The organism is Agrobacterium sp. 16-2014-1-2a, from assembly GCF_053522705.1.
Genome location: NZ_JBNWBX010000001.1, coordinates 1364676 through 1382559, shown reverse-complemented (window position 1 = coordinate 1382559; position 17884 = coordinate 1364676). Strand labels below are relative to the sequence as shown.

The window sequence follows — 17884 nt, the reverse complement described above, 5'->3', positions numbered from 1 at the left end:
CAAGACACACAAATGAACAGGTCCTTCGGGGCCTGTTTTTTTATCGGCCTATCGTACCGATACCGTCGCTTTATGTGCATCCTTTGCCCGGCTGGGGCGTTGAGAAGGCGTGAACGGGCGATGCGCGCCCGGTGCCGCAATTCAGGACACTTCAGGAGACTGCAATGAAGACATCGCTGCGATCCCATGGTTTCGACAAACCATCGGACCTTGACGACCACTTGGCTGAACTTGATGAAGAAGCTGCGGAGAAAGAGGCAGAAAAGCCCACTGTCCAAGAGGCGCGTGCTTCCGCTACGGTGGACCAGTCGATACGCGCGGAACTGGACGAACTCCGCAAACAGTTGGAAAAGCTGCGCCGCGATGTGAAAAAGCTGGAATCGGCGTCCCATCCAACCCGCCACAAACCCGCAGATCTCAGGCACGAGAAAGTCCACGAGAATTCGCGCCTGATGATGGTCGTGCGCTCCGTTGCCGTTACCTCGCTTGCCAGCCGCATCTTCGCGTCCTCACCCGTCATGGCGGCTCTGGTGGCTGTGGTGCCTTTTGCGCTTGGACTTGCCGCACGGCGCAGGGAAGGGGCATAATTGCCCCAAGCCGCCCAACCGCCGCTCGCCCGGATCAGCCGCGCCTGAACCCGCCACCTGACTGATGTTGATCAGGTCTGGCGGATTGCCGATAGCGCGTTTCCAGCCACGATAAGGCCTTCACAGCGCACGTATTCCAGCCATCCACAGGCGCCGTGAAAAAACTGTCAAAAAACTTCGCTATGGCGCTTGCCATGTCCGAACAAGATGTTATAACCCCGCTCACTTTCGGGGCACCAAACAGCCCCGCCCGCCAAAAGCGGAGGTTCTTCAAGGACCTGAAGTGCCCGGATAGCTCAGTTGGTAGAGCAGCGGATTGAAAATCCGCGTGTCGGTGGTTCAAATCCGCCTCCGGGCACCATTTTTCTAAAATAGTATCTCTCTGATAAGGCAATTAGCGTAACTGTTCTCGTCACTAAATCTGGCTGTTCCTAGCACGCTTGACGACTGCCTTTTCCAACTGACTCGATGTGTTTTCAAGCTCGAACTCTTCTTGGTCCTTTTTCCTGCCCGTTCCACTAATCGGCAAGAGAAGATTTCGTTGGCGCAACAGTTCGTTTGGAGGGATAGCCTGTTTTTTCTGTGTCCCACGTGCTGCTTGGCGGCCTGCCTCGACCATTGTGACAGTTGTGTACTGAAGCGGGCTGTCAATGCCTTTCCCATCTAACAGATCGGCTATGGTCTTAATTTGGATGCGGGGATGACGACCCTGTGAGCTTTCAAAAAAACCGGCACTCGCAGCCTCGCTTTCCATTTGAAGGCTTGGGGGAATTAGCGATATGAAGACACCCATTTCAGCGTTTTCACGTTCAATGGTTCCTCTTAAATCACGTATCATACCCGGATTGACCGACTTTCCGCCTTTTACTGATATAATACCCATCCCGTCAGTCTTACTATCGCGCTTAAAAAAGAACTGGCCATCTATTCCCTGGTCGCCACCCTTGCCATATCGCGAATGGCCTCCGACAAGGGCCACCGCCCAAAATTGAAACTGGAATTTGTCTATTTCTGCCAGTGCGGCTGCGTCTTCCAAGGTCCTAGGGATGCCGTCGATTTTGTACCTAGCCGATGGGACATAGTACCTCAGGCGATCATCGATGACTTGAATAGCAGGGAAGGTGACATCAATGCCTATCCAATGCCGTTTATTCCTCTCCGCGGAGTGTACCGCAGTACCACAACCGCAAAACGGATCGAGGATAACATCACCAGGATTACTGGATGTTTCTATTATACGATCCAATAGTGCTATGGGTTTTTGTGTGGGATAGCCAAGTCTTTCCTTGGCGCTAGGCGGTTTTATGTCATCCCAACAATTTTGGAGTGGCACGCCCGGCATTTCATCTAGATAGCGCTTGTAGTTAGGCATGCCAGTCGAAGAGTAGACTATTCTGCCAGTATTAGAGAACTTCGACATGTTGTCGAAAGAATAGGCCCAAATCCGTTTTCCATATGGCAATTTCCCTTCATATTCCCAACCAGGCTTAGGGTACAGATATTCATTTTTGGGGTCTGCTTCCCACTCGCCTCCAGAGAGGCGCTTCACGCGCCACTCATATCGAGTATCTCCACCTGTTTTTGCGGCGGTTAGATCGCCAAGACGATATAAGCGACCCGTTTTCTCATCCGTAAACTTATAGAATTGATCTATGTACTCTTTGTCGTAGGGAGTGAATTGCCAGTTCCATGTCCACTCTCTTGGATGTTTGGTGTAGAAAAAAACAATGTCGCGGATGTTCCCGTATTGCTTCCTGCCTTGCTTCGCGTCGTTGTGGGCGGACGACCTTTTCCAACTGATTTCGCTTTTGTAGCAAAAAGGTGAGAATATGCTGTCCAATATCATCTTTAAGTAGTGGCTGGCTGTTGGATCACAATGGAGATAGAGGCTGCCCGTCGGTTTGAGTACTCGATGTAGTTCGATTAATCTGACAGACATCATCGCTAAATATGCCATCATATCGTTGTCGCCAAGCGTCGCGCGTAGTGCACGCACCATCGTAGATGCTTGGGAGCCGGATCGCATTACATCATCATAAGCGGTTTCAGCTGCAATTCCCCAATGCCAAGTATCGTCAAAGGCTTCTATTTGTGCCTGCGCGTTTCTGCCGCCAAGCCCTTTAAAAAGGATGTTATAATTAGCGTTTGAGTTGAAAGGGGGATCAAGATAGATGAGGTCCACACTTTCCGACTGAATATGCTCTCGCAGGATGTGCAAGTTGTCGCCAAAGAAAAGTTGTCCACTCATCGTACTTCCCAACATTTCTCCAAAATTGGATTCAATGGTAGGTTGTTTTAATTAATGCTTTGTGAACTGCTTTTTACGGTGTTTGTTCTGCTTTTTTGTTTTTGGGATTCTATTTTTCAATAGACGTTGCCCAAAGTGCTACAAATGCTCCCGGTTATCCGAGTTCTGCTCCGCCCGGTCCCGATAAAGCGCGGCACGCCCCAGCAGCATCAGCGATACTGGCGTCGTCACCGTCACGAAGATGCCTATGAAGATCTCGTGGAAGGCGAAGCGGTCGCCGGAGACGGAGAAATAGATGATGGAGGCCATGACGATGCCGCCGGTGCCCCAGCTGGTGCCGAGCGTCGGTGCGTGCAGGCGCTCGTAGAAGCTGTTGAGCTTGGCGAAGCCGATGGTGCCGATCAGCGTCAGCGAGGCGCCCAGAAGGACGAAGAACGCCACCAGAATGGCGGCCCAGAGCGGAAATTCTGCGGCATTGTTCATTCAATCACCTCGCCACGCATCATGAATTTGGACAGGGCAACGGTGGAGACGAAGCCGAGGATCGCGATGAGCAGCGAGGCCTCGAAATAGATGTCGTTGCCGGTGCGCAGGCCGAAGGTCAAGAGAAGCAGCATGGCGTTGACATAGAGCGTGTCGACGCCGAGCACCCGGTCCTGGGCGCGTGGGCCGATGGCGATGCGGTAAACGGAAATCGTCATGGCAATGGCGAGCATCAGCTGCGCGAGCGAAAAGGACCAGAAAAGGATAATCGAACTCATTCGAATATCTCCATCAAAAGTTTTTCATATCGGTTCTTGATGAGGCTTATCCAGGCCGCCTCATCCTCATCGTCGAGAACATGAAGCAGAAGCGTGCCCTGGCTGGAATTATATTCGAGCCAGGCGCTTCCCGGTGTCGAGGTGAGGATTGTCGCCAGAACGGCCAATCCCATCGGATCGCGAATATCGAGCGGCACCGCGAGGAAACCGGATTTGCGGTCTCTCTCGCGCTGGAACAGAATGATCTTCACGACGGAGATATTGGACAGGACGATGTCGTAAAGCACGATCGCGATCAGCTTGACGAGCTTGTGCCAGTTGCGGATGCGCGGTTTTGCCGGCCGGAGCGACGCCATAGCCCAGGAGGCGATGAGGGCCACACCGGTGCCTAGCAGCAGATGTCCGGCTGAAAAGCTGTTGATCGTCATCCAGAAGATGATCAGCGACACCGTCAGCAGCGGGTAGGGCAGGACACGGCTTATCATGGCTGCCCCTCCGGATTGGTTCCCGCTCTTGGGGCGGAAATGACGCCCTGAATGTAGCTGGCCGGCAGATCGAGAATACGCGCCGTCTCCTGCATGTAACGCATCACCGGCCCCGCCTGCACGGTCATGGCGAGTGTCAGTCCCAGCAGCAGCATGATGGGCGCTATTTCGATGACGAGAACACGCGGTACTGTGCCTTCGAGGGAGGCCCAGAAGGTGCGGATGCCCGCGCGGGTCATCGAGATCAGCGAGGCGAAACCTGCAAAGACAATCAGGAAGACCAGCCACCAGGAAAGGGTGGAGACGCTGTCATTGGCCCCCAGCCCCGAAGGGTTGAGAATGGCGGTCAGCATGGAGAATTTGGCGATGAAGCCCGAGAGCGGCGGCAGACCGGCGAGGAGAATGCCGCAGGCTGCAAAACACGCCCCGAGCACCGCCATGGTGCCGGGCATGGTTACGCCGACTTCCTCTTCCTCTTCCTCCTCTTCGCCCTCGCCATAGGCTTCCATGGTTACGGCAAGAACGTTCGCGCCGGCATCCTGCCCGCGTTCCACCAGTTCGATCAGCATGAAGAAAGCGCTGATGGTGAGTGTGGAACTGACGAGATAATAGAGCGCGCCGGCTGCAACAGTGGGATTGCCGGTGCCCATGGCGGCGAGAAGCGTTCCCGAGGACACCAGAACCGAAAACCCGGCCAGCCGCCCAAGCGCCTGCGAGGCAAGAACGCCGATGGCGCCGAAGATGATGGTGGCGATACCGCCGACAAGCAGGGCATCATGGCCAAAACCGGCCGATTCCCCGGCCGTCTGCCCGAAAAGCAGGAAGGACAGGCGGGCAATGACGTAGATGCCGACCTTGCTCATGATAGCAAACAGCCCGCCGACAGGTGCTGAAGCCGAGCCATAGGCGGAAGGCAGCCAGAAATTCAGCGGCCACATGCCAGCCTTGACCAGGAACGCGATGCCGAGAACCGCAGCGCCGGTTTCAAGCAGCATGCGCTGGTCCGGGTTGAGGCCGTCGATGCGGTGGGCAAGGTCACCCATGTTCAGCGTGCCGGTGACGCCATAGATGAGGCTGACGCCGATCAGGAAGAACAATGCGGCGACGAGGTTGATGGCGATGTAATGCAGCCCGGCCTTGACGCGCTGCTGACCGGAGCCATGCAACAGCAAACCATAGGATGCCGCGAGCATAACCTCGAAGAAAACGAAGAGGTTGAAGAGGTCACCGGTCAGGAAAGCACCGTTGACGCCCATCAGCATCATCTGGAACAGCGAATGGAAATGCGCGCCTGCCTTATGCCATTTCGCGAGCGAATAGATCAGCGAGGGAATGGCAAGCAGTGCCGTCAAAAGCACCATCAGTCCGGAGAGGCGATCGGCAACGAGCACGATGCCGAAGGGCGCCGGCCAGTTGCCGAGCAGATAGACCCCGCTCGAAACCACCGCCGCAATCTCGGTATTGACCGTCGAGTTCACCTCGCGGAACAGCAGGATGGCGACAACAAGCAATATCACGGTCGAGGCAAGGCTGATGGCGGCCTTCGCCACGCGCTGGCGCTCGTCGAAGAACAACAGGAGGGCTGCGGTGATCAGCGGCACCAGAATGGGCGCGATGACGATGTGGAAGGGGAACGACATCATTTCGATTCCCTCCCGTCCACATGGTCGGTGCCGGTAAGCCCCCGGGCGGCCAAAAGCACGACGAGGAACAGCGCAGTCGTCGCAAAGCCGATGACGATTGCCGTCAACACCAGCGCCTGCGGCACGGGGTCGGCAAGCGTGGAACTGTCGACGCCGTTCACCAGCACCGGCGGCGCATTGGTCTTGATGCCGCCGACGCCGAAGATGAACAGGTTGACGGCATAGGACAGCAGCGAAAGCCCGACGATGACCTGATAAGTGCGTGGGCGCAGGATCAGCCAGACGCCGGAGCCGGTCATGATGCCGATGCCGATTGAAAGAATGAGTTCCATTACACGTCCTCCGCTTTTGCGGCTTCAGGCGTGCGAACGCGGTAGTTACGCAACGATTGGTGTGCCAGTGCTATAAGAATAAGAACGGTGGAGCCGACGACCAGCGAGAAGACGCCGAGGTCGAACAGCAAGGCGGATGCCGTCGGCATTTTGCCGATATAGGGTATCTCCGTGTACTGGAAATAAGAGGTCAGGAACGGATAGCCGAAGTACCATGACCCCATGCCGGTTGCCGCCGCCATCAGAAGGCCGAAGCCCATCCAGCGCAGCGGCAGGATGCGGATGCGATCCTCCGCCCAGCGCGCGCCGCCGGCGAGATATTGCAGCAGGAACGCGATTGCCATGGTGATGCCGGCCGCAAAGCCGCCGCCGGGCAGATCGTGGCCGCGTATGAACAGGAAGATCGAAAAGGTGACGATAACCGGGAACATCCATTGCATGACGATGGACGGTACATAGAGATAGTCGCGCACCGTATCGCCCTTGCTGCGGTCGGGCCGCTCCGCATCGAAGGCGTTTTGCATCTGCTGCTGTTCCGGCACCCCGATGCTTTCATGCGCAGGGCGGAAACGGCGAAGCAGCGCAAAGACCGTCAGCGCCACGATCGCCAGCACCGCGATTTCGCCGAACGTGTCGAAGCCGCGGAAATCGACGAGGATGACGTTGACGACATTGGTGCCGCCGCCTTCCGAATAAGCGCGCTCGAGGAAATAGGTCGCGATGGCGTTCGGCACGGGCAGGGTCATGACCGCATAGGCGATGACGGACATGCCAATGCCGCTTGCTGCGGCCAGCAGGAAGTCACGGGCGCGGCGAAGCTGCGCCGGCAATTCATCGCTGCTGTCCACCTTCTCGAAGCGTTTCGGCAGCCATCTGAGACCGAGCAGGATCAGAACGGTGGTGACGATTTCGACGAGCAACTGGGTGATCGCGAGATCGGGTGCAGAAAGCCAGACGAATGTGAGGCAGGTGACAAGGCCGGAGACGCCGAGCATGATGAGTGCGGCGAGACGATGATATTTCGCCTGCCAGGCGGCACCCAGCGCGGCGATCATGCCGATCAGCCACAGAATGGCAAAGATCGGATCGAAGGACGTCACGCGCGGCAGCGACAATGAAAATTCCGAGAGGAAAAGCGGCGAGAAACCGGCAAGAAGCGCCACGAGGATCAGAAGCCTCAGCTGCGGCTGCAGGCGCCGGGTGCCGAGCGTGCTTTCCAGCCACCGCGCCCACTTCCAGGACACGGTGACGAGAATGCGCTCGAAGATGCGCTGTCCCCGAAGATGCCGGAAGATCGGCGGGCCGTCGTCGCAGCGGGAGAAATAGCCGCCGAGCAGGGCATAGATGGCAACGCCGCCGCCGAGTGCCGCAATACTCATGATGAGCGGCAGGTTGAAACCGTGCCAAATCGACAGGCTGTAGACGGGTGTTTGCGGACCGAGAACGGAAAGCACAGCCGAATGCAGGAACGGGCCGATCGACAGGCTCGGAACGATGCCGACGATCAGGCAGGCGAAAACCAGGAACTCGATCGGGAAACGCATCCAGCGCGGCGGCTCATGCGGATTGGGGTTCGGCAGGTCAACCGGCTTGGGGCCGAAGAAGACCGTGTGGATGAAGCGTAGCGAGTAGGCGACGGCGAAGGCGCCTGACAACGTCGCGACGTATGGCAAAGCCCGGTCCAGCAGCGAGTCCGCGTGGGTTTCGACGGCCTCGGCAAAGAACATTTCCTTGGAGAGGAAGCCGTTGAACAGGGGCACGCCGGCCATTGCAGCGCTCGCCGCCATGGCGAGCGTCGCTGTTGCCGGCATATAGGTGTAAAGCCCGCTCAGCCGCCGCATGTCGCGCGTGCCGGTTTCATGGTCGATGATGCCGGCCGCCATGAACAGCGATGCCTTGAAGGTGGCGTGGTTGACCATGTGGAAGATCGCCGCAACCGCCGCAAGCGGGCTGCCCAGGCTCAAAAGCGTGGTGATGAGCCCCAGATGGCTGATGGTGGAATAGGCGAGCAAGCCTTTCAGGTCCTGCTGGAACATGGCGAAATAGGCGCCGAGCAGCAGGGTGATGACGCCTGCAGCACCCACCAGCCAGAACCATTCCGGCGTGCCTGCCAGCACCGGCCAGAACCGCGCCAGCAGGAAAACCCCGGCCTTCACCATGGTGGCCGAGTGCAGATAGGCGGAAACGGGCGTGGGCGCCGCCATGGCATTGGGCAGCCAGAAATGAAACGGAAACTGTGCGCTTTTCGTCAGCGCGCCGCCAAGGATGAGAATAAGTGCCGGCAGATAAAGGGAATGGGCGCGGATATCGGCACCGGCCGCGATGATCTTGTCCAGATCGTAGCTTCCCGCCATGTGGCCGAGGATCAGAAGCCCGGCGAGCAGGCTGAAGCCGCCGATGCCGGTCACGGTCAGCGCCATGCGGGCGCCATCGCGCGCGCCGGCATTCTGGTGCCAGTAGCCGATCAGCAGGAACGAGAAGATGCTGGTCATTTCCCAGAAGATCGACAGCAAAATGACGTTGCCGGACAGCACTATGCCGAGCATCGAGCCCATGAAGGCGAGCAGAAAGGCAAAAAACCGTGGAATAGGGTCCTGGGCCGACATGTAATATCGGGCGTAGAGAACCACGAGCAGGCCGATGCCGGTAATGAGGATCGCGAAAATCCAGGCGAAGCCATCCAGCCGCAGGGTAAAATTAAGCCCCAGCTGCGGCAGCCATTCCACATCGTATTTCAGCACGCCACCGCCACTGACATTTGGATAAAGAAGGATGCTGCCGACCAGGCCGAAGAGGGCTACGGCGCTAGCTACGTAGGCCGCGCTTGCGGCCGCGCCTTCGCGCGGCATGAAGGCCGTTATGAGAGCGCCGACGAACGGCAATGCGATAATAAATGGTAGAACGGTTGCAAGTGTCATATGCGGCGGCGGTTTTCTCTCTGGAATTGGAGCCTACGGCGGGTTTCCGACGACTCCGATCCCTCAAGGTTCGCAAGGAACCGAATGATGAGGACCGCCGGAATGACTAAGAGATAATATGCGGAGGTGCTCTTGGAACCACGTTCGCAAAGTCTCGGAAAGTTTGTGGCGCGATGGCAACAGGCGTGACGGCCGGTTTGGCGTCAGCCACGATCCGCAGGATGGTCGAGGGAAAACCGACGGGGCGAAGCCCCGGAGCACCGTTGTGAGCCTTGCAGCCGTGATCGTCGCCGGTGGTGCAGTCCTTATCGCGAGGCGAGGGGGAGTGGCTTAGGTCAGCCGTCTGCAATCGTTCCAGACGGCTGGTCTTTGAGATTGCCTTGATGCCGGATGGCGCCTGAAAGCCGATGATGACGAGCAGGCTCGCAACCACAAGACCGATCAACACTTGCGGATGGCGCCTTGAACAGCGGCATTTCTCCATCCGTAACAAGTTGGCGTCTCCTTGATCGTAAAGGTCTCTCTAAAGCATCACCGCTGAGCGAATATCCCGTTGATTTGTTTTAGGGGAAGGCGGACACGCTTGTCCAGCGCACAGGCTGGAAAAACCGCCCGTCGCGTCCGATTCCTTTTCGTTTTTGCCCGTTTGCGGCAAAGTAGGGGCGACAACGGCTAAAAGCTTTTACAAATTTTACCGTTTGACGCCGGTGCTGATGTTTCTTAACTTTCAAGCAAGGAATTAACCATAAAGATTGATGGTATTTCCACGGCGGAATGGGGTTATCTCCCCTTCCAGGCATGACGCCGCACTGCCGTACCGGGCCCGATCCGGTATTTCGTTTCTTGGTTCAAGAAGGTCAGGCAAGCGTCGATGCCGCATCGTCCGCGATGGGTATGTTCGTTCAAAAATCCCCCTTAAGGGTGCTGGCGTTCTGAACCTTGCCATTTGGCCGGGTTTTACCGGCCGTCATATTATTGGGGTCGTCGGTTGGGGCAGGACTTGCCATCAGAACAAGCGCGGAGATCGGCAGGCGCAAGCCTGGCGGGGCGGTTGCGCTTTGCCGGCCTCGACGAGACGCAATCCGATTTCCTGCGCAATTATCGCAGTATGCTGGAGCCTTACGTTAAGGCTGGCCTGCGCGATGTGATGAACCGTTTCCAGTCTATGCCGGACTGTTCGCCGTCTTTCGAAAGCGAAAACCAGCTCGACCGCCTGCACGATTTGCAATCCTCGCACTGGAGCGTGCTGACCGATGCGCGTTTCGATGGGCTTTATGCCGAACGGGTGAAAGTGCTTTCCGACAATGCCGGTCGCATGGGTCTCGATCCTCGCTGGCAGATCGCCAGCCATGCCGTCGTTTTGGAAAATCTTCTTGGTGGTCTGGTGACTGAGCACGCGCCGCGCTCCATCCTGCCCGGCAACCGCAAAAAGAGCCGCGAACTGGCGGAAGCCGTCAAGAACGTCGTCCGTCTGGTGATGGTCGATACCGAGATTGCCGTATCGTTGCGCTTCAATGAATTGCGCCTGCGCCATGGCCGGGAACTGGCAGAACAGCGTGACAATGACCGCTCTGAAGCTGCAAGGTTGCTGGGCGAAGCGTTGACGGCATTTGCCGCAGGCGATTTGCAGGCCCGCATCGGCGGCGACGTGCCCGACGCCTACCGCGACGTTGCTGCCACTTTCAATGCGGCACTCGAGACGATTGGCGCGTCACTGACATCGGCGCAAAACAGCATCGGCGAAGCCGAGGCGCTGAGCGCACGGTTTGCCGACATTGGCCGTTCAATGGCGGAGCGCTCCCGCCAGCAGGCCGCGGCCCTTGCCGAGACCTCCCGTGCGATCCAGACGATGATCGGGGATGTGGCCGAAAACGGCGCCCGCATTTCGGCGGCGGAGACGGCGGTTTCCCATGCCCGTGAGGCGGCGGTCGAAAGCGGCAAGGCAATCGGCGAGGCGATAAACGCCATGTCGGATATCGAGCAATCCGCCGAGCAGATCGGACGGATCATCGGCACGATTGACGAGATCGCTTTCCAGACGAACCTTCTCGCCCTCAACGCCGGCATCGAGGCAGCACGCGCCGGTGACAGCGGACGCGGTTTTGCCGTTGTCGCGCAGGAGGTCCGGGCATTGGCCCAGCGTTCCGCAGACGCTGCAAGAGAGATCAAAAGCCTCGTTGGCTCCACGAAAAAGCAGGTCGAAGGCGGCGTGCACATGGTCAACCGCACGCAGGACGCAATCGGCGGTGTTGTCCGGCAGGTATCCGGCATCAACGACATGATCACCGAGGTCTCCCGGCACGCGGCAGAGCACGCCGGCGAATTGCAATCAGTCGCTGCCGACATCGGTGAACAGCAAAGACAGGCAGACCGGAACCTTGCCGATATGGGCAATGGCTCCTCGGAGGCCGATACGCTTCACACTGTCATTCTGGAACTCGGCCGCACCATTCGCGAATTCCGCATTGCCCGTCAGGGACAGGCGGCAGCTGTCGCCGCTACGGCTCGGCAGGACACATCATTTGTGGCCCGTGCGGATAACCGCACGGATTACGGCCAGGATTACCAACAATTCAGACGCCAAGGAGTCATGTAATGGCAGCCAGAAAAGCAGCTGAGGCGACGCTGAGACTGTCACCGGTGCTGGATCTCAACGAGGCATCGGCGCTGCACGGCAAGCTGATGACGCTGAGAGGAGCACCTTTGTCGGTGGATGCGTCCGAGGTGGAACGTATCGGTGCGCTTTGCGCCCAGGTCCTGATGGCCGGTGCGAAGTCCTGGGAAGAGGACGGCAAGCCGTTCGGTTTTGCCAGAGTGTCCGATGCATTCGACAAGACCATGAAACTGATAGGCGTCGAAATCGATCATTTGCTCCTGAAGGAGATCAAGAAGTGAAGAAAAAAGTTCTTACTGTGGATGATTCCAGAACGATCAGGAACATGCTCCTGGTCACGCTCAACAATGCCGGTTTCGAGACAATTCAGGCCGAAGACGGCATTGAGGGTCTCGAAGTGCTGGAGCAGAGCAACCCCGACGTCATCGTGACCGATATCAACATGCCCCGTCTTGACGGTTTCGGCTTCATCGAGGGTGTGCGTCGCAACGAGAAGTACCGGGCCATACCGATCCTCGTTCTGACGACCGAAAGCGACGCAGAGAAGAAGAACCGCGCCCGTCAGGCCGGTGCGACCGGCTGGATCGTCAAGCCGTTCGATCCTGCGAAGCTCATCGATGCCATTGAACGCGTAACTGCCTGATACGGGACATTTCACGATGGATATGAACGAAATCAAGGAAATCTTTTTCCAGGAATGCGAGGAACAACTCGCGGAACTGGAATCGGGGCTTCTTAAATTGAATGACGGTGACCGTGATCCGGAAACCGTCAACGCCGTTTTCCGTGCCGTTCATTCCATCAAGGGCGGGGCGGGTGCCTTCGGTCTGGATGATCTCGTGGCCTTCGCCCACGTTTTTGAAACGACCCTCGACTGCGTTCGCTCCAACAAGCTGGAACCGACACAGGACGTCCTGAAAGTCATGCTGCGTTCCGCCGACGTGCTGGCGGACCTGACCAATGCGGCGAGAGACGGCGGCAGCGTCGACGAAAGCCGCACCCGTGGCCTCGTCAAGGAACTGGAAGCCCTGGCCAACGGCGAAACCGTCCACGCATCCGCGCCGGTGGCAGCGCCGGTTGTCGCAAAGATGCCGGAACCCGTTGCGCCCAAGCCGACAGACGATAGCGGTTTCGAGCCGATCCCGTTCTCCTTCTCGGACTTTGCCGATGAAACGACGCCGTTGATGGAGACGCCGTCTTTCCAGATAACCTTCAAGCCGCACGCATCGCTTTATTCGAAAGGCAATGAAGCAGCCCTTCTCCTGCGCGATCTCTCGCGCATCGGTGAGATGAGCGTCAATTGCGACCTGTCGGAACTGCCCTCGCTCGACAAGCTCGATCCAGAAGCGTCCTATTTCTCCTGGACGGTTTTGATCTCGACCGACAAGGGTGAAGAGGGAATCCGCAGCGTCTTCGAATTCGCCGAATGGGATTGCGATCTCGAAATCATCCCGATTCTTTCGGAAACTGCCGCGGATGCGGAAGAGCTGCCGATGATCCCGGTTCCGTTCGACCTGTCGGCTCTCGACGGCGATGCGGAAGGGGAACCGGCCGTTGTGACCGCCGGGGCCGAAGAGCCTTACGTTGCCGCAGTCGTCGAGGCTGCCGTCGCAACGACGCAGATCGCCCAGAGCGTCAACGCCGCCATCGAAAAGCGTGAGGCTGCAGCAGCGCCGGCCGCAGCGCAGGCGAATGCCAATGCCGCGGCCAATGCAAGTGCCGGCCAGACCATCCGTGTCGATCTCGACCGTGTTGACCGCCTGATCAACCTCGTCGGCGAGCTTGTCATCAATCAGGCGATGCTGTCGCAGAGCGTCATCGAAAACGATGCGAGCGGCACGTCTGCCGTCAACATGGGTCTCGACGAACTCCAGCAATTGACGCGCGAAATCCAGGACAGCGTCATGGCGATCCGTGCGCAGCCGGTGAAGCCTGTCTTCCAGCGCATGTCGCGTATCGTTCGCGAAGTTGCCGACATGATCGGCAAGCAGATCCGCCTCGTTACCGAAGGCGAGAACACGGAAGTCGACAAGACGGTCATCGACAAGCTGGCCGAACCCCTGACGCACATGATCCGCAATGCGGTGGACCACGGCATCGAAACGCCGGAAAAACGCGAAGCCGCTGGCAAGAACCCGGAAGGCACCATCAAGCTTTCGGCCAAGCACCGGTCGGGCCGCATCCTGATCGAGCTTCAGGACGACGGCGCGGGCATCAACCGCGAGCGCGTTCGCCAGAAGGCGATCGACAACGATCTCATCGCTGCCGATGCGAACCTCACGGATGAGGAGATCGACAATCTGATCTTCGCGCCGGGCTTCTCCACCGCGGACAAGATTTCCGACATTTCCGGCCGTGGCGTCGGCATGGATGTGGTCAAGCGTTCCATTCAGGCGCTCGGCGGCCGCATCAACATCTCCTCGCGCCCCGGTCTTGGCTCGACCTTCACCATGAGCCTGCCGCTGACGCTTGCCGTTCTCGACGGCATGGTGGTAACCGTGGCCGGCCAGACGCTTGTCGTTCCGTTGACGGCAATCGTGGAAACCCTGCAGCCGGAAGCGAAGAACATTCACTCCTTCGGCGCCAACCAGCGGCTGATTTCCATCCGCAACTCTTTCTGCCCGCTGGTCGACGTGGGACGCGTTCTGAACTTCCGTCCGACCCAGGCCGATCCTGTGGAAGGCGTGGCGCTTCTGGTGGAATCGGAAGGCGGCGGCCAGCGCGCCCTGATGGTCGATGCGATCCAGGGCCAGCGCCAGGTCGTCATCAAGTCTTTGGAAGCCAACTATACCCATGTTCCAGGCATTGCCGCCGCCACCATTCTGGGTGACGGACGCGTTGCGCTCATTCTGGATGTCGACGCCATCGTCAGCGCTTCGCGCGGGCAGCCACTGAAACAGGAAATGTCACTCGCGGCGACGGGTTGAAGGCGGATATCCAATGGCAGCACTTAATCTCAGCGATCAGCGACAGTCTCCCGATGACGTTCTTGCCAGCGGCGAATATCCGCTGACGAGACGCGATTTGTCGGAGATCGCTGCGATGATCTACGCGGATGCGGGCATCTATCTCAACGACACCAAGGCGTCGCTGGTCTATTCGCGCTTGTCCAAGCATATCCGCAATCTCGGACTGGCCGGGTTTCGGGAATATTGCGCACTGGTGTCATCGCCCGATGGAGCGGCTGCGCGCCGCGAAATGCTGTCGCACCTGACGACGAATTTCACGCGCTTCTTCCGCGAGAACCACCATTTCGAACACCTGCGCGACGAGGTCCTGCCGGGCCTCATTGCAAGGGCAAAGACCGGCGGACGCGTCCGCATCTGGTCGGCCGCCTGTTCCGACGGGCAGGAGCCCTATTCGATTGCGCTCACCGTGCTCGCCATGTTTCCCAATGCGGCGGACTACGATTTCAAGATCCTGGCGACGGACATCGATCCGAAGATCCTGGCGCAGGCCCGTGCAGGCGTTTACGATGACAACGCTCTCGAAACCGTGTCTCCCGCGATGCGCAAGCAATGGTTCACGGAAGTTGATGTCGGCGGTCGCCGCAAGTTCCGCATCGATGACAAGGTCAAGCGCCTCATCACCTTCAATGAACTGAACCTGATGACACAATGGCCCTTCAAGGGCAATTTCGACGTCATCTTCTGCCGCAACGTCGTCATCTATTTCGACGAGCCGACCCAGATGCGTATCTGGACGCGTTTTGCAGGCCTGCTGCCGGAAGGCGGTCATCTTTACATCGGCCATTCCGAAAGAGTGTCCGGCGACGCCAAGAACCTGTTCGACAATACCGGCATCACCACCTACCGCTACATTGGTCACACGTCCGGGAGGAAGGCATGAGCGCACTCGCACGGGTCCTCGTCGTCGATGATTCCCCTACCATGCGTGGCCTGATTTCCGCCGTCCTCAAGGCCGATCCGGAGGTCGAGGTGGTTGGGCAGGCCGGCAATGCCATGGAAGCGCGCGCCGCCATCAAGCAGCTCAATCCCGATGTCGTGACGCTCGACATCGAGATGCCGGAAATGAACGGCCTCGAGTTTCTCGAAAAGATCATGCGACTGCGGCCGATGCCGGTCATCATGGTCTCGTCCCTGACGCACCGCGGCGCGGATGCCTCGCTCGCCGCGCTTGAAATCGGTGCTTTCGACTGTGTCGGCAAGCCGGCTCCAGGCGATGCGCGCCCCTTCGGCGACTTGGCCGACAAGGTCAAGGCCGCCGCACGGTCGCAACACGCAGCTTACCGCGCGGCGCGCCCGGAACTCGTTGTCGCAGCCCAGCCGACCCCGGTCAGCGATTATCGTGCCGGCCGCAAAGTCGTCGCCATCGGCTCCTCCACCGGCGGTGTCGAGGCACTGATTGCCGTGCTCCAGAAGTTTCCGGCCAATTGTCCGCCGACGGTCATCACCCAGCACATGCCGCCGACTTTCACCAAGAGTTTCGCGGAACGGCTGAACCGCATCTGCGCACCCGTCGTGGAAGAGGCGACGGATGGGGCGCGCCTGCAGACCGGCAAGATCTACCTTGCGCCGGGCGGTGAACGCCATTTGCAGATTTCCAATCGTAACGCGCCCTGCTGCCGGCTTATCGAGCGCGATCCCGTCAACGGCCATCGCCCTTCAGTTGATGTGCTGTTCGATTCGGTCGCCGAGCTTGCCGGACGCAACGCCGTCGGCGTCATTCTCACCGGCATGGGCCGCGATGGCGCGGCCGGGCTGCTGAAAATGCGGCATGCCGGTGCGCGAACCGTCGGCCAGAACGAAAAAACATGTGTCGTTTACGGCATGCCCAGAGTGGCCTTTGAACTTGGCGCCGTTGAACTGCAATTGCCGCTGGCCTCAATCGGCGAAGAAATCCTGAAACTAACCACTGCCCGCAAAGAAGGTGCTGACTAATGTCTCTCGCAGAAAAGATCAAAGTTCTGATCGTCGACGATCAGGTGACCAGCCGGCTGCTGCTCAGCGATGCGCTGACACAGCTCGGCTTCAAGCAGATCACTGCCGCTGGCGACGGCGAGCAGGGATTGAAGATCATGGAGCAGCAGCCCCATCATCTCGTTATCTCCGACTTCAACATGCCCAAGATGGACGGCCTCGGTTTCCTGCACGCCGTGCGGGCCAACCCGACCCTCAAAAAGGCGGCCTTCATCATCCTCACCGCACAGGGCGACCGTGCGCTGGTGCAGAAGGCAGCGCAGCTCGGCGCAAACAACGTGCTGGCCAAGCCCTTCACCATCGACAAGATGCGCGCAGCCATCGAAGCGGTTTTCGGATCGCTGAAATGATTGAAGCTGCGGCCAAGCGCGTACATATCATTCAGGGCGAGTACAAGGTTGTCAGCGATCCCGACGTGGTCATGACGACGATACTCGGTTCGTGCGTGGCCGCCTGTCTGAGAGACCCCGTTGCCGGCATTGGAGGAATGAACCACTTCCTGCTGCCGGGAACGGGCAACGTGACCGGTGGGGATGCGACGCGTTATGGCGTGCATCTTATGGAACTGCTGATCAACGGTCTTCTGAAGAAGGGCGCACGCCGCGACCGGCTGGAGGCGAAAGTTTTCGGCGGCGCAAAAACGATTGCCAGCTTCTCCAATGTCGGTGAGCAGAACGCCATCTTTGCCATGCAGTTTCTGAAGGATGAAGGCATACCGGTCATCAGCTCCTCCACGGGCGGGGATCATGGCCGCAAGATCGAGTTCTGGCCGGTTTCGGGCCGTGCACGACAGCATCCGCTGAGCGGCGCGGAAACCCAGAAGACGGTCGCCATGGAAACGCGTCCGGTGCCGGCCCCCAAGCCCGTCGCCAACGACATCGAATTTTTCTAGTCACGGAGTTTCCAATGCAGATTGCAAACAACACCGGCACCACTCCGTTCGAAGAAGCCTTGCCCGACGTTCTGATGCGCGTGGTATCGGAACTGCACGATGTCGCCTATCTGATCGAGCGCATCGAGCCGCAACTGCTGGAAGCGACAAGCGGCGAATTGTCCAGCGATGGCGTCAAGCTCTTGCAAGGCATCGACCTTGCCGTCCAGAAAACCCGCGGCCTTGCCGAGTTCATCGATACCGTCACCGGCTCTATTCCCGGTGATTGGATCGTGGATGTCTCGACCGCGCTCAGCCTCGTCAAGCTGGCCGAAATGCAAAAGGCGCTGGGCGCAGCCATCCGCCACGGCCATTCGCAGCCGCTGGACAAGGTCGCCGGAGACTTCGATCTGTTCTAGACAGCATTCATCTGGCGGTTCCCTTCCTTTCGCGGATTGCGGATAAAGGCAACGCTCGCGCAAGCT

18 protein-coding genes and 1 tRNA gene are annotated in these 17884 nt (G+C 58.7%); 11 read left to right on the top strand and 8 right to left on the bottom strand.

The features are described from left to right. The first annotated feature begins 164 nt into the window (after positions 1–164). Together ACQZ45_RS06930 and ACQZ45_RS06925 are read left to right on the top strand one after the other, a co-directional pair. Entirely contained in the window at positions 165–587 is a 423-nt protein-coding gene (locus tag ACQZ45_RS06930) for a hypothetical protein (protein WP_448742222.1), read from the top strand. A 285-nt stretch (positions 588–872) separates the two neighbouring features. Further along, positions 873–948, top strand: a tRNA-Phe gene (locus ACQZ45_RS06925). A gap of 54 nt (positions 949–1002) precedes the next feature. On the opposite strand, the gene ACQZ45_RS06920 is transcribed toward ACQZ45_RS06925, so the two are convergent. The 8 genes from ACQZ45_RS06920 to ACQZ45_RS06885 all read right to left on the bottom strand — a co-directional run bounded on the left by ACQZ45_RS06920 (position 1003) and on the right by ACQZ45_RS06885 (position 9458). After that, positions 1003–2835 (bottom strand): DNA methyltransferase, encoded by a 1833-nt coding sequence (locus ACQZ45_RS06920; RefSeq protein ID WP_162736226.1) that lies wholly within the window; start codon positions 2833–2835, stop codon positions 1003–1005. Between the two features lie 138 nt (positions 2836–2973). Next, positions 2974–3318, bottom strand: a complete 345-nt coding sequence (gene mnhG / locus ACQZ45_RS06915) for a monovalent cation/H(+) antiporter subunit G (RefSeq protein WP_025592428.1) — start codon at positions 3316–3318, stop codon at positions 2974–2976. Beyond that, positions 3315–3596, bottom strand: coding sequence for a K+/H+ antiporter subunit F (locus tag ACQZ45_RS06910; protein WP_003514989.1), 282 nt, complete (start codon positions 3594–3596; stop codon positions 3315–3317). The genes mnhG and ACQZ45_RS06910 overlap by 4 nt, the downstream gene beginning before the upstream one ends. Next, positions 3593–4081, bottom strand: coding sequence for a Na+/H+ antiporter subunit E (locus tag ACQZ45_RS06905; protein WP_003514990.1), 489 nt, complete (start codon positions 4079–4081; stop codon positions 3593–3595). The genes ACQZ45_RS06910 and ACQZ45_RS06905 overlap by 4 nt, the downstream gene beginning before the upstream one ends. After that, positions 4078–5724: a monovalent cation/H+ antiporter subunit D gene (locus ACQZ45_RS06900; protein WP_162736225.1), complete on the bottom strand. Its 1647-nt coding sequence runs from the start codon at positions 5722–5724 to the stop codon at positions 4078–4080. The genes ACQZ45_RS06905 and ACQZ45_RS06900 overlap by 4 nt, the downstream gene beginning before the upstream one ends. Continuing rightward, complete coding sequence (locus ACQZ45_RS06895) at positions 5721–6056, bottom strand: Na+/H+ antiporter subunit C (protein WP_003514993.1); 336 nt, start codon at positions 6054–6056, stop codon at positions 5721–5723. The genes ACQZ45_RS06900 and ACQZ45_RS06895 overlap by 4 nt, the downstream gene beginning before the upstream one ends. After that, positions 6056–8974, bottom strand: a complete 2919-nt coding sequence (locus ACQZ45_RS06890; RefSeq protein ID WP_113291994.1) for a monovalent cation/H+ antiporter subunit A — start codon at positions 8972–8974, stop codon at positions 6056–6058. The genes ACQZ45_RS06895 and ACQZ45_RS06890 overlap by 1 nt, the downstream gene beginning before the upstream one ends. A 106-nt stretch (positions 8975–9080) precedes the next feature. Then, positions 9081–9458: a hypothetical protein gene (locus ACQZ45_RS06885; RefSeq protein WP_112682624.1), complete on the bottom strand. Its 378-nt coding sequence runs from the start codon at positions 9456–9458 to the stop codon at positions 9081–9083. Between the two features lie 504 nt (positions 9459–9962). Between ACQZ45_RS06885 and ACQZ45_RS06880 the strand changes: the two genes are divergently transcribed. The 9 genes from ACQZ45_RS06880 to cheT are packed head-to-tail and all read left to right on the top strand — an operon-like array spanning position 9963 to position 17818. Beyond that, a complete protein-coding gene (locus tag ACQZ45_RS06880) occupies positions 9963–11570 on the top strand; it encodes a globin-coupled sensor protein (protein WP_080580941.1) in 1608 nt (535 codons plus the stop codon). After that, on the top strand, positions 11570–11869 hold the full coding sequence (locus tag ACQZ45_RS06875; protein WP_003514997.1) for an STAS domain-containing protein: 300 nt from the start codon (positions 11570–11572) through the stop codon (positions 11867–11869). The genes ACQZ45_RS06880 and ACQZ45_RS06875 overlap by 1 nt, the downstream gene beginning before the upstream one ends. Further along, positions 11866–12231 (top strand): chemotaxis response regulator CheY1, encoded by a 366-nt coding sequence (gene cheY1 / locus ACQZ45_RS06870; RefSeq protein WP_003493773.1) that lies wholly within the window; start codon positions 11866–11868, stop codon positions 12229–12231. Before ACQZ45_RS06875 ends, cheY1 begins: the two co-directional genes overlap by 4 nt. 16 nt (positions 12232–12247) lie before the next feature. Continuing rightward, positions 12248–14515, top strand: a complete 2268-nt coding sequence (locus ACQZ45_RS06865) for a chemotaxis protein CheA (protein WP_003514998.1) — start codon at positions 12248–12250, stop codon at positions 14513–14515. 13 nt (positions 14516–14528) lie between these two features. Next, on the top strand, positions 14529–15437 hold the full coding sequence (gene cheR, locus ACQZ45_RS06860; protein WP_003515000.1) for a protein-glutamate O-methyltransferase CheR: 909 nt from the start codon (positions 14529–14531) through the stop codon (positions 15435–15437). After that, positions 15434–16489 (top strand): protein-glutamate O-methylesterase CheB, encoded by a 1056-nt coding sequence (gene cheB, locus ACQZ45_RS06855; protein ID WP_003515006.1) that lies wholly within the window; start codon positions 15434–15436, stop codon positions 16487–16489. The genes cheR and cheB overlap by 4 nt, the downstream gene beginning before the upstream one ends. Further along, positions 16489–16878 (top strand): chemotaxis response regulator CheY2, encoded by a 390-nt coding sequence (gene cheY2 / locus ACQZ45_RS06850; protein ID WP_003515008.1) that lies wholly within the window; start codon positions 16489–16491, stop codon positions 16876–16878. Before cheB ends, cheY2 begins: the two co-directional genes overlap by 1 nt. Next, the gene (gene cheD, locus ACQZ45_RS06845) at positions 16875–17420 is read left to right on the top strand and encodes a chemoreceptor glutamine deamidase CheD (RefSeq protein WP_003515010.1); all 546 of its coding nucleotides are present in this window, start codon (positions 16875–16877) and stop codon (positions 17418–17420) included. Before cheY2 ends, cheD begins: the two co-directional genes overlap by 4 nt. A 14-nt stretch (positions 17421–17434) precedes the next feature. Beyond that, on the top strand, positions 17435–17818 hold the full coding sequence (gene cheT / locus ACQZ45_RS06840) for a chemotaxis protein CheT (protein WP_003515012.1): 384 nt from the start codon (positions 17435–17437) through the stop codon (positions 17816–17818). The last annotated feature ends 66 nt before the right edge of the window (positions 17819–17884 follow it).

What these genes read in the sequence shown, in the direction of transcription:
- cheT (WP_003515012.1), top strand. Translation starts at nt 17,435, where the DNA reads ATGCAGATTGCAAACAACACCGGCACCACTCCGTTCGAAGAAGCCTTG.
- cheD (WP_003515010.1), top strand. Translation starts at nt 16,875, where the DNA reads ATGATTGAAGCTGCGGCCAAGCGCGTACATATCATTCAGGGCGAGTAC.
- ACQZ45_RS06930 (WP_448742222.1), top strand. Translation starts at nt 165, where the DNA reads ATGAAGACATCGCTGCGATCCCATGGTTTCGACAAACCATCGGACCTT.
- ACQZ45_RS06875 (WP_003514997.1), top strand. Translation starts at nt 11,570, where the DNA reads ATGGCAGCCAGAAAAGCAGCTGAGGCGACGCTGAGACTGTCACCGGTG.
- ACQZ45_RS06885 (WP_112682624.1), bottom strand. Translation starts at nt 9,458, where the DNA reads ATGGAGAAATGCCGCTGTTCAAGGCGCCATCCGCAAGTGTTGATCGGT.
- cheY2 (WP_003515008.1), top strand. Translation starts at nt 16,489, where the DNA reads ATGTCTCTCGCAGAAAAGATCAAAGTTCTGATCGTCGACGATCAGGTG.
- ACQZ45_RS06905 (WP_003514990.1), bottom strand. Translation starts at nt 4,081, where the DNA reads ATGATAAGCCGTGTCCTGCCCTACCCGCTGCTGACGGTGTCGCTGATC.
- ACQZ45_RS06920 (WP_162736226.1), bottom strand. Translation starts at nt 2,835, where the DNA reads ATGAGTGGACAACTTTTCTTTGGCGACAACTTGCACATCCTGCGAGAG.
- cheB (WP_003515006.1), top strand. Translation starts at nt 15,434, where the DNA reads ATGAGCGCACTCGCACGGGTCCTCGTCGTCGATGATTCCCCTACCATG.
- ACQZ45_RS06895 (WP_003514993.1), bottom strand. Translation starts at nt 6,056, where the DNA reads ATGGAACTCATTCTTTCAATCGGCATCGGCATCATGACCGGCTCCGGC.
- cheR (WP_003515000.1), top strand. Translation starts at nt 14,529, where the DNA reads ATGGCAGCACTTAATCTCAGCGATCAGCGACAGTCTCCCGATGACGTT.
- ACQZ45_RS06865 (WP_003514998.1), top strand. Translation starts at nt 12,248, where the DNA reads ATGGATATGAACGAAATCAAGGAAATCTTTTTCCAGGAATGCGAGGAA.
- mnhG (WP_025592428.1), bottom strand. Translation starts at nt 3,318, where the DNA reads ATGAACAATGCCGCAGAATTTCCGCTCTGGGCCGCCATTCTGGTGGCG.
- ACQZ45_RS06910 (WP_003514989.1), bottom strand. Translation starts at nt 3,596, where the DNA reads ATGAGTTCGATTATCCTTTTCTGGTCCTTTTCGCTCGCGCAGCTGATG.
- ACQZ45_RS06890 (WP_113291994.1), bottom strand. Translation starts at nt 8,974, where the DNA reads ATGACACTTGCAACCGTTCTACCATTTATTATCGCATTGCCGTTCGTC.
- ACQZ45_RS06900 (WP_162736225.1), bottom strand. Translation starts at nt 5,724, where the DNA reads ATGATGTCGTTCCCCTTCCACATCGTCATCGCGCCCATTCTGGTGCCG.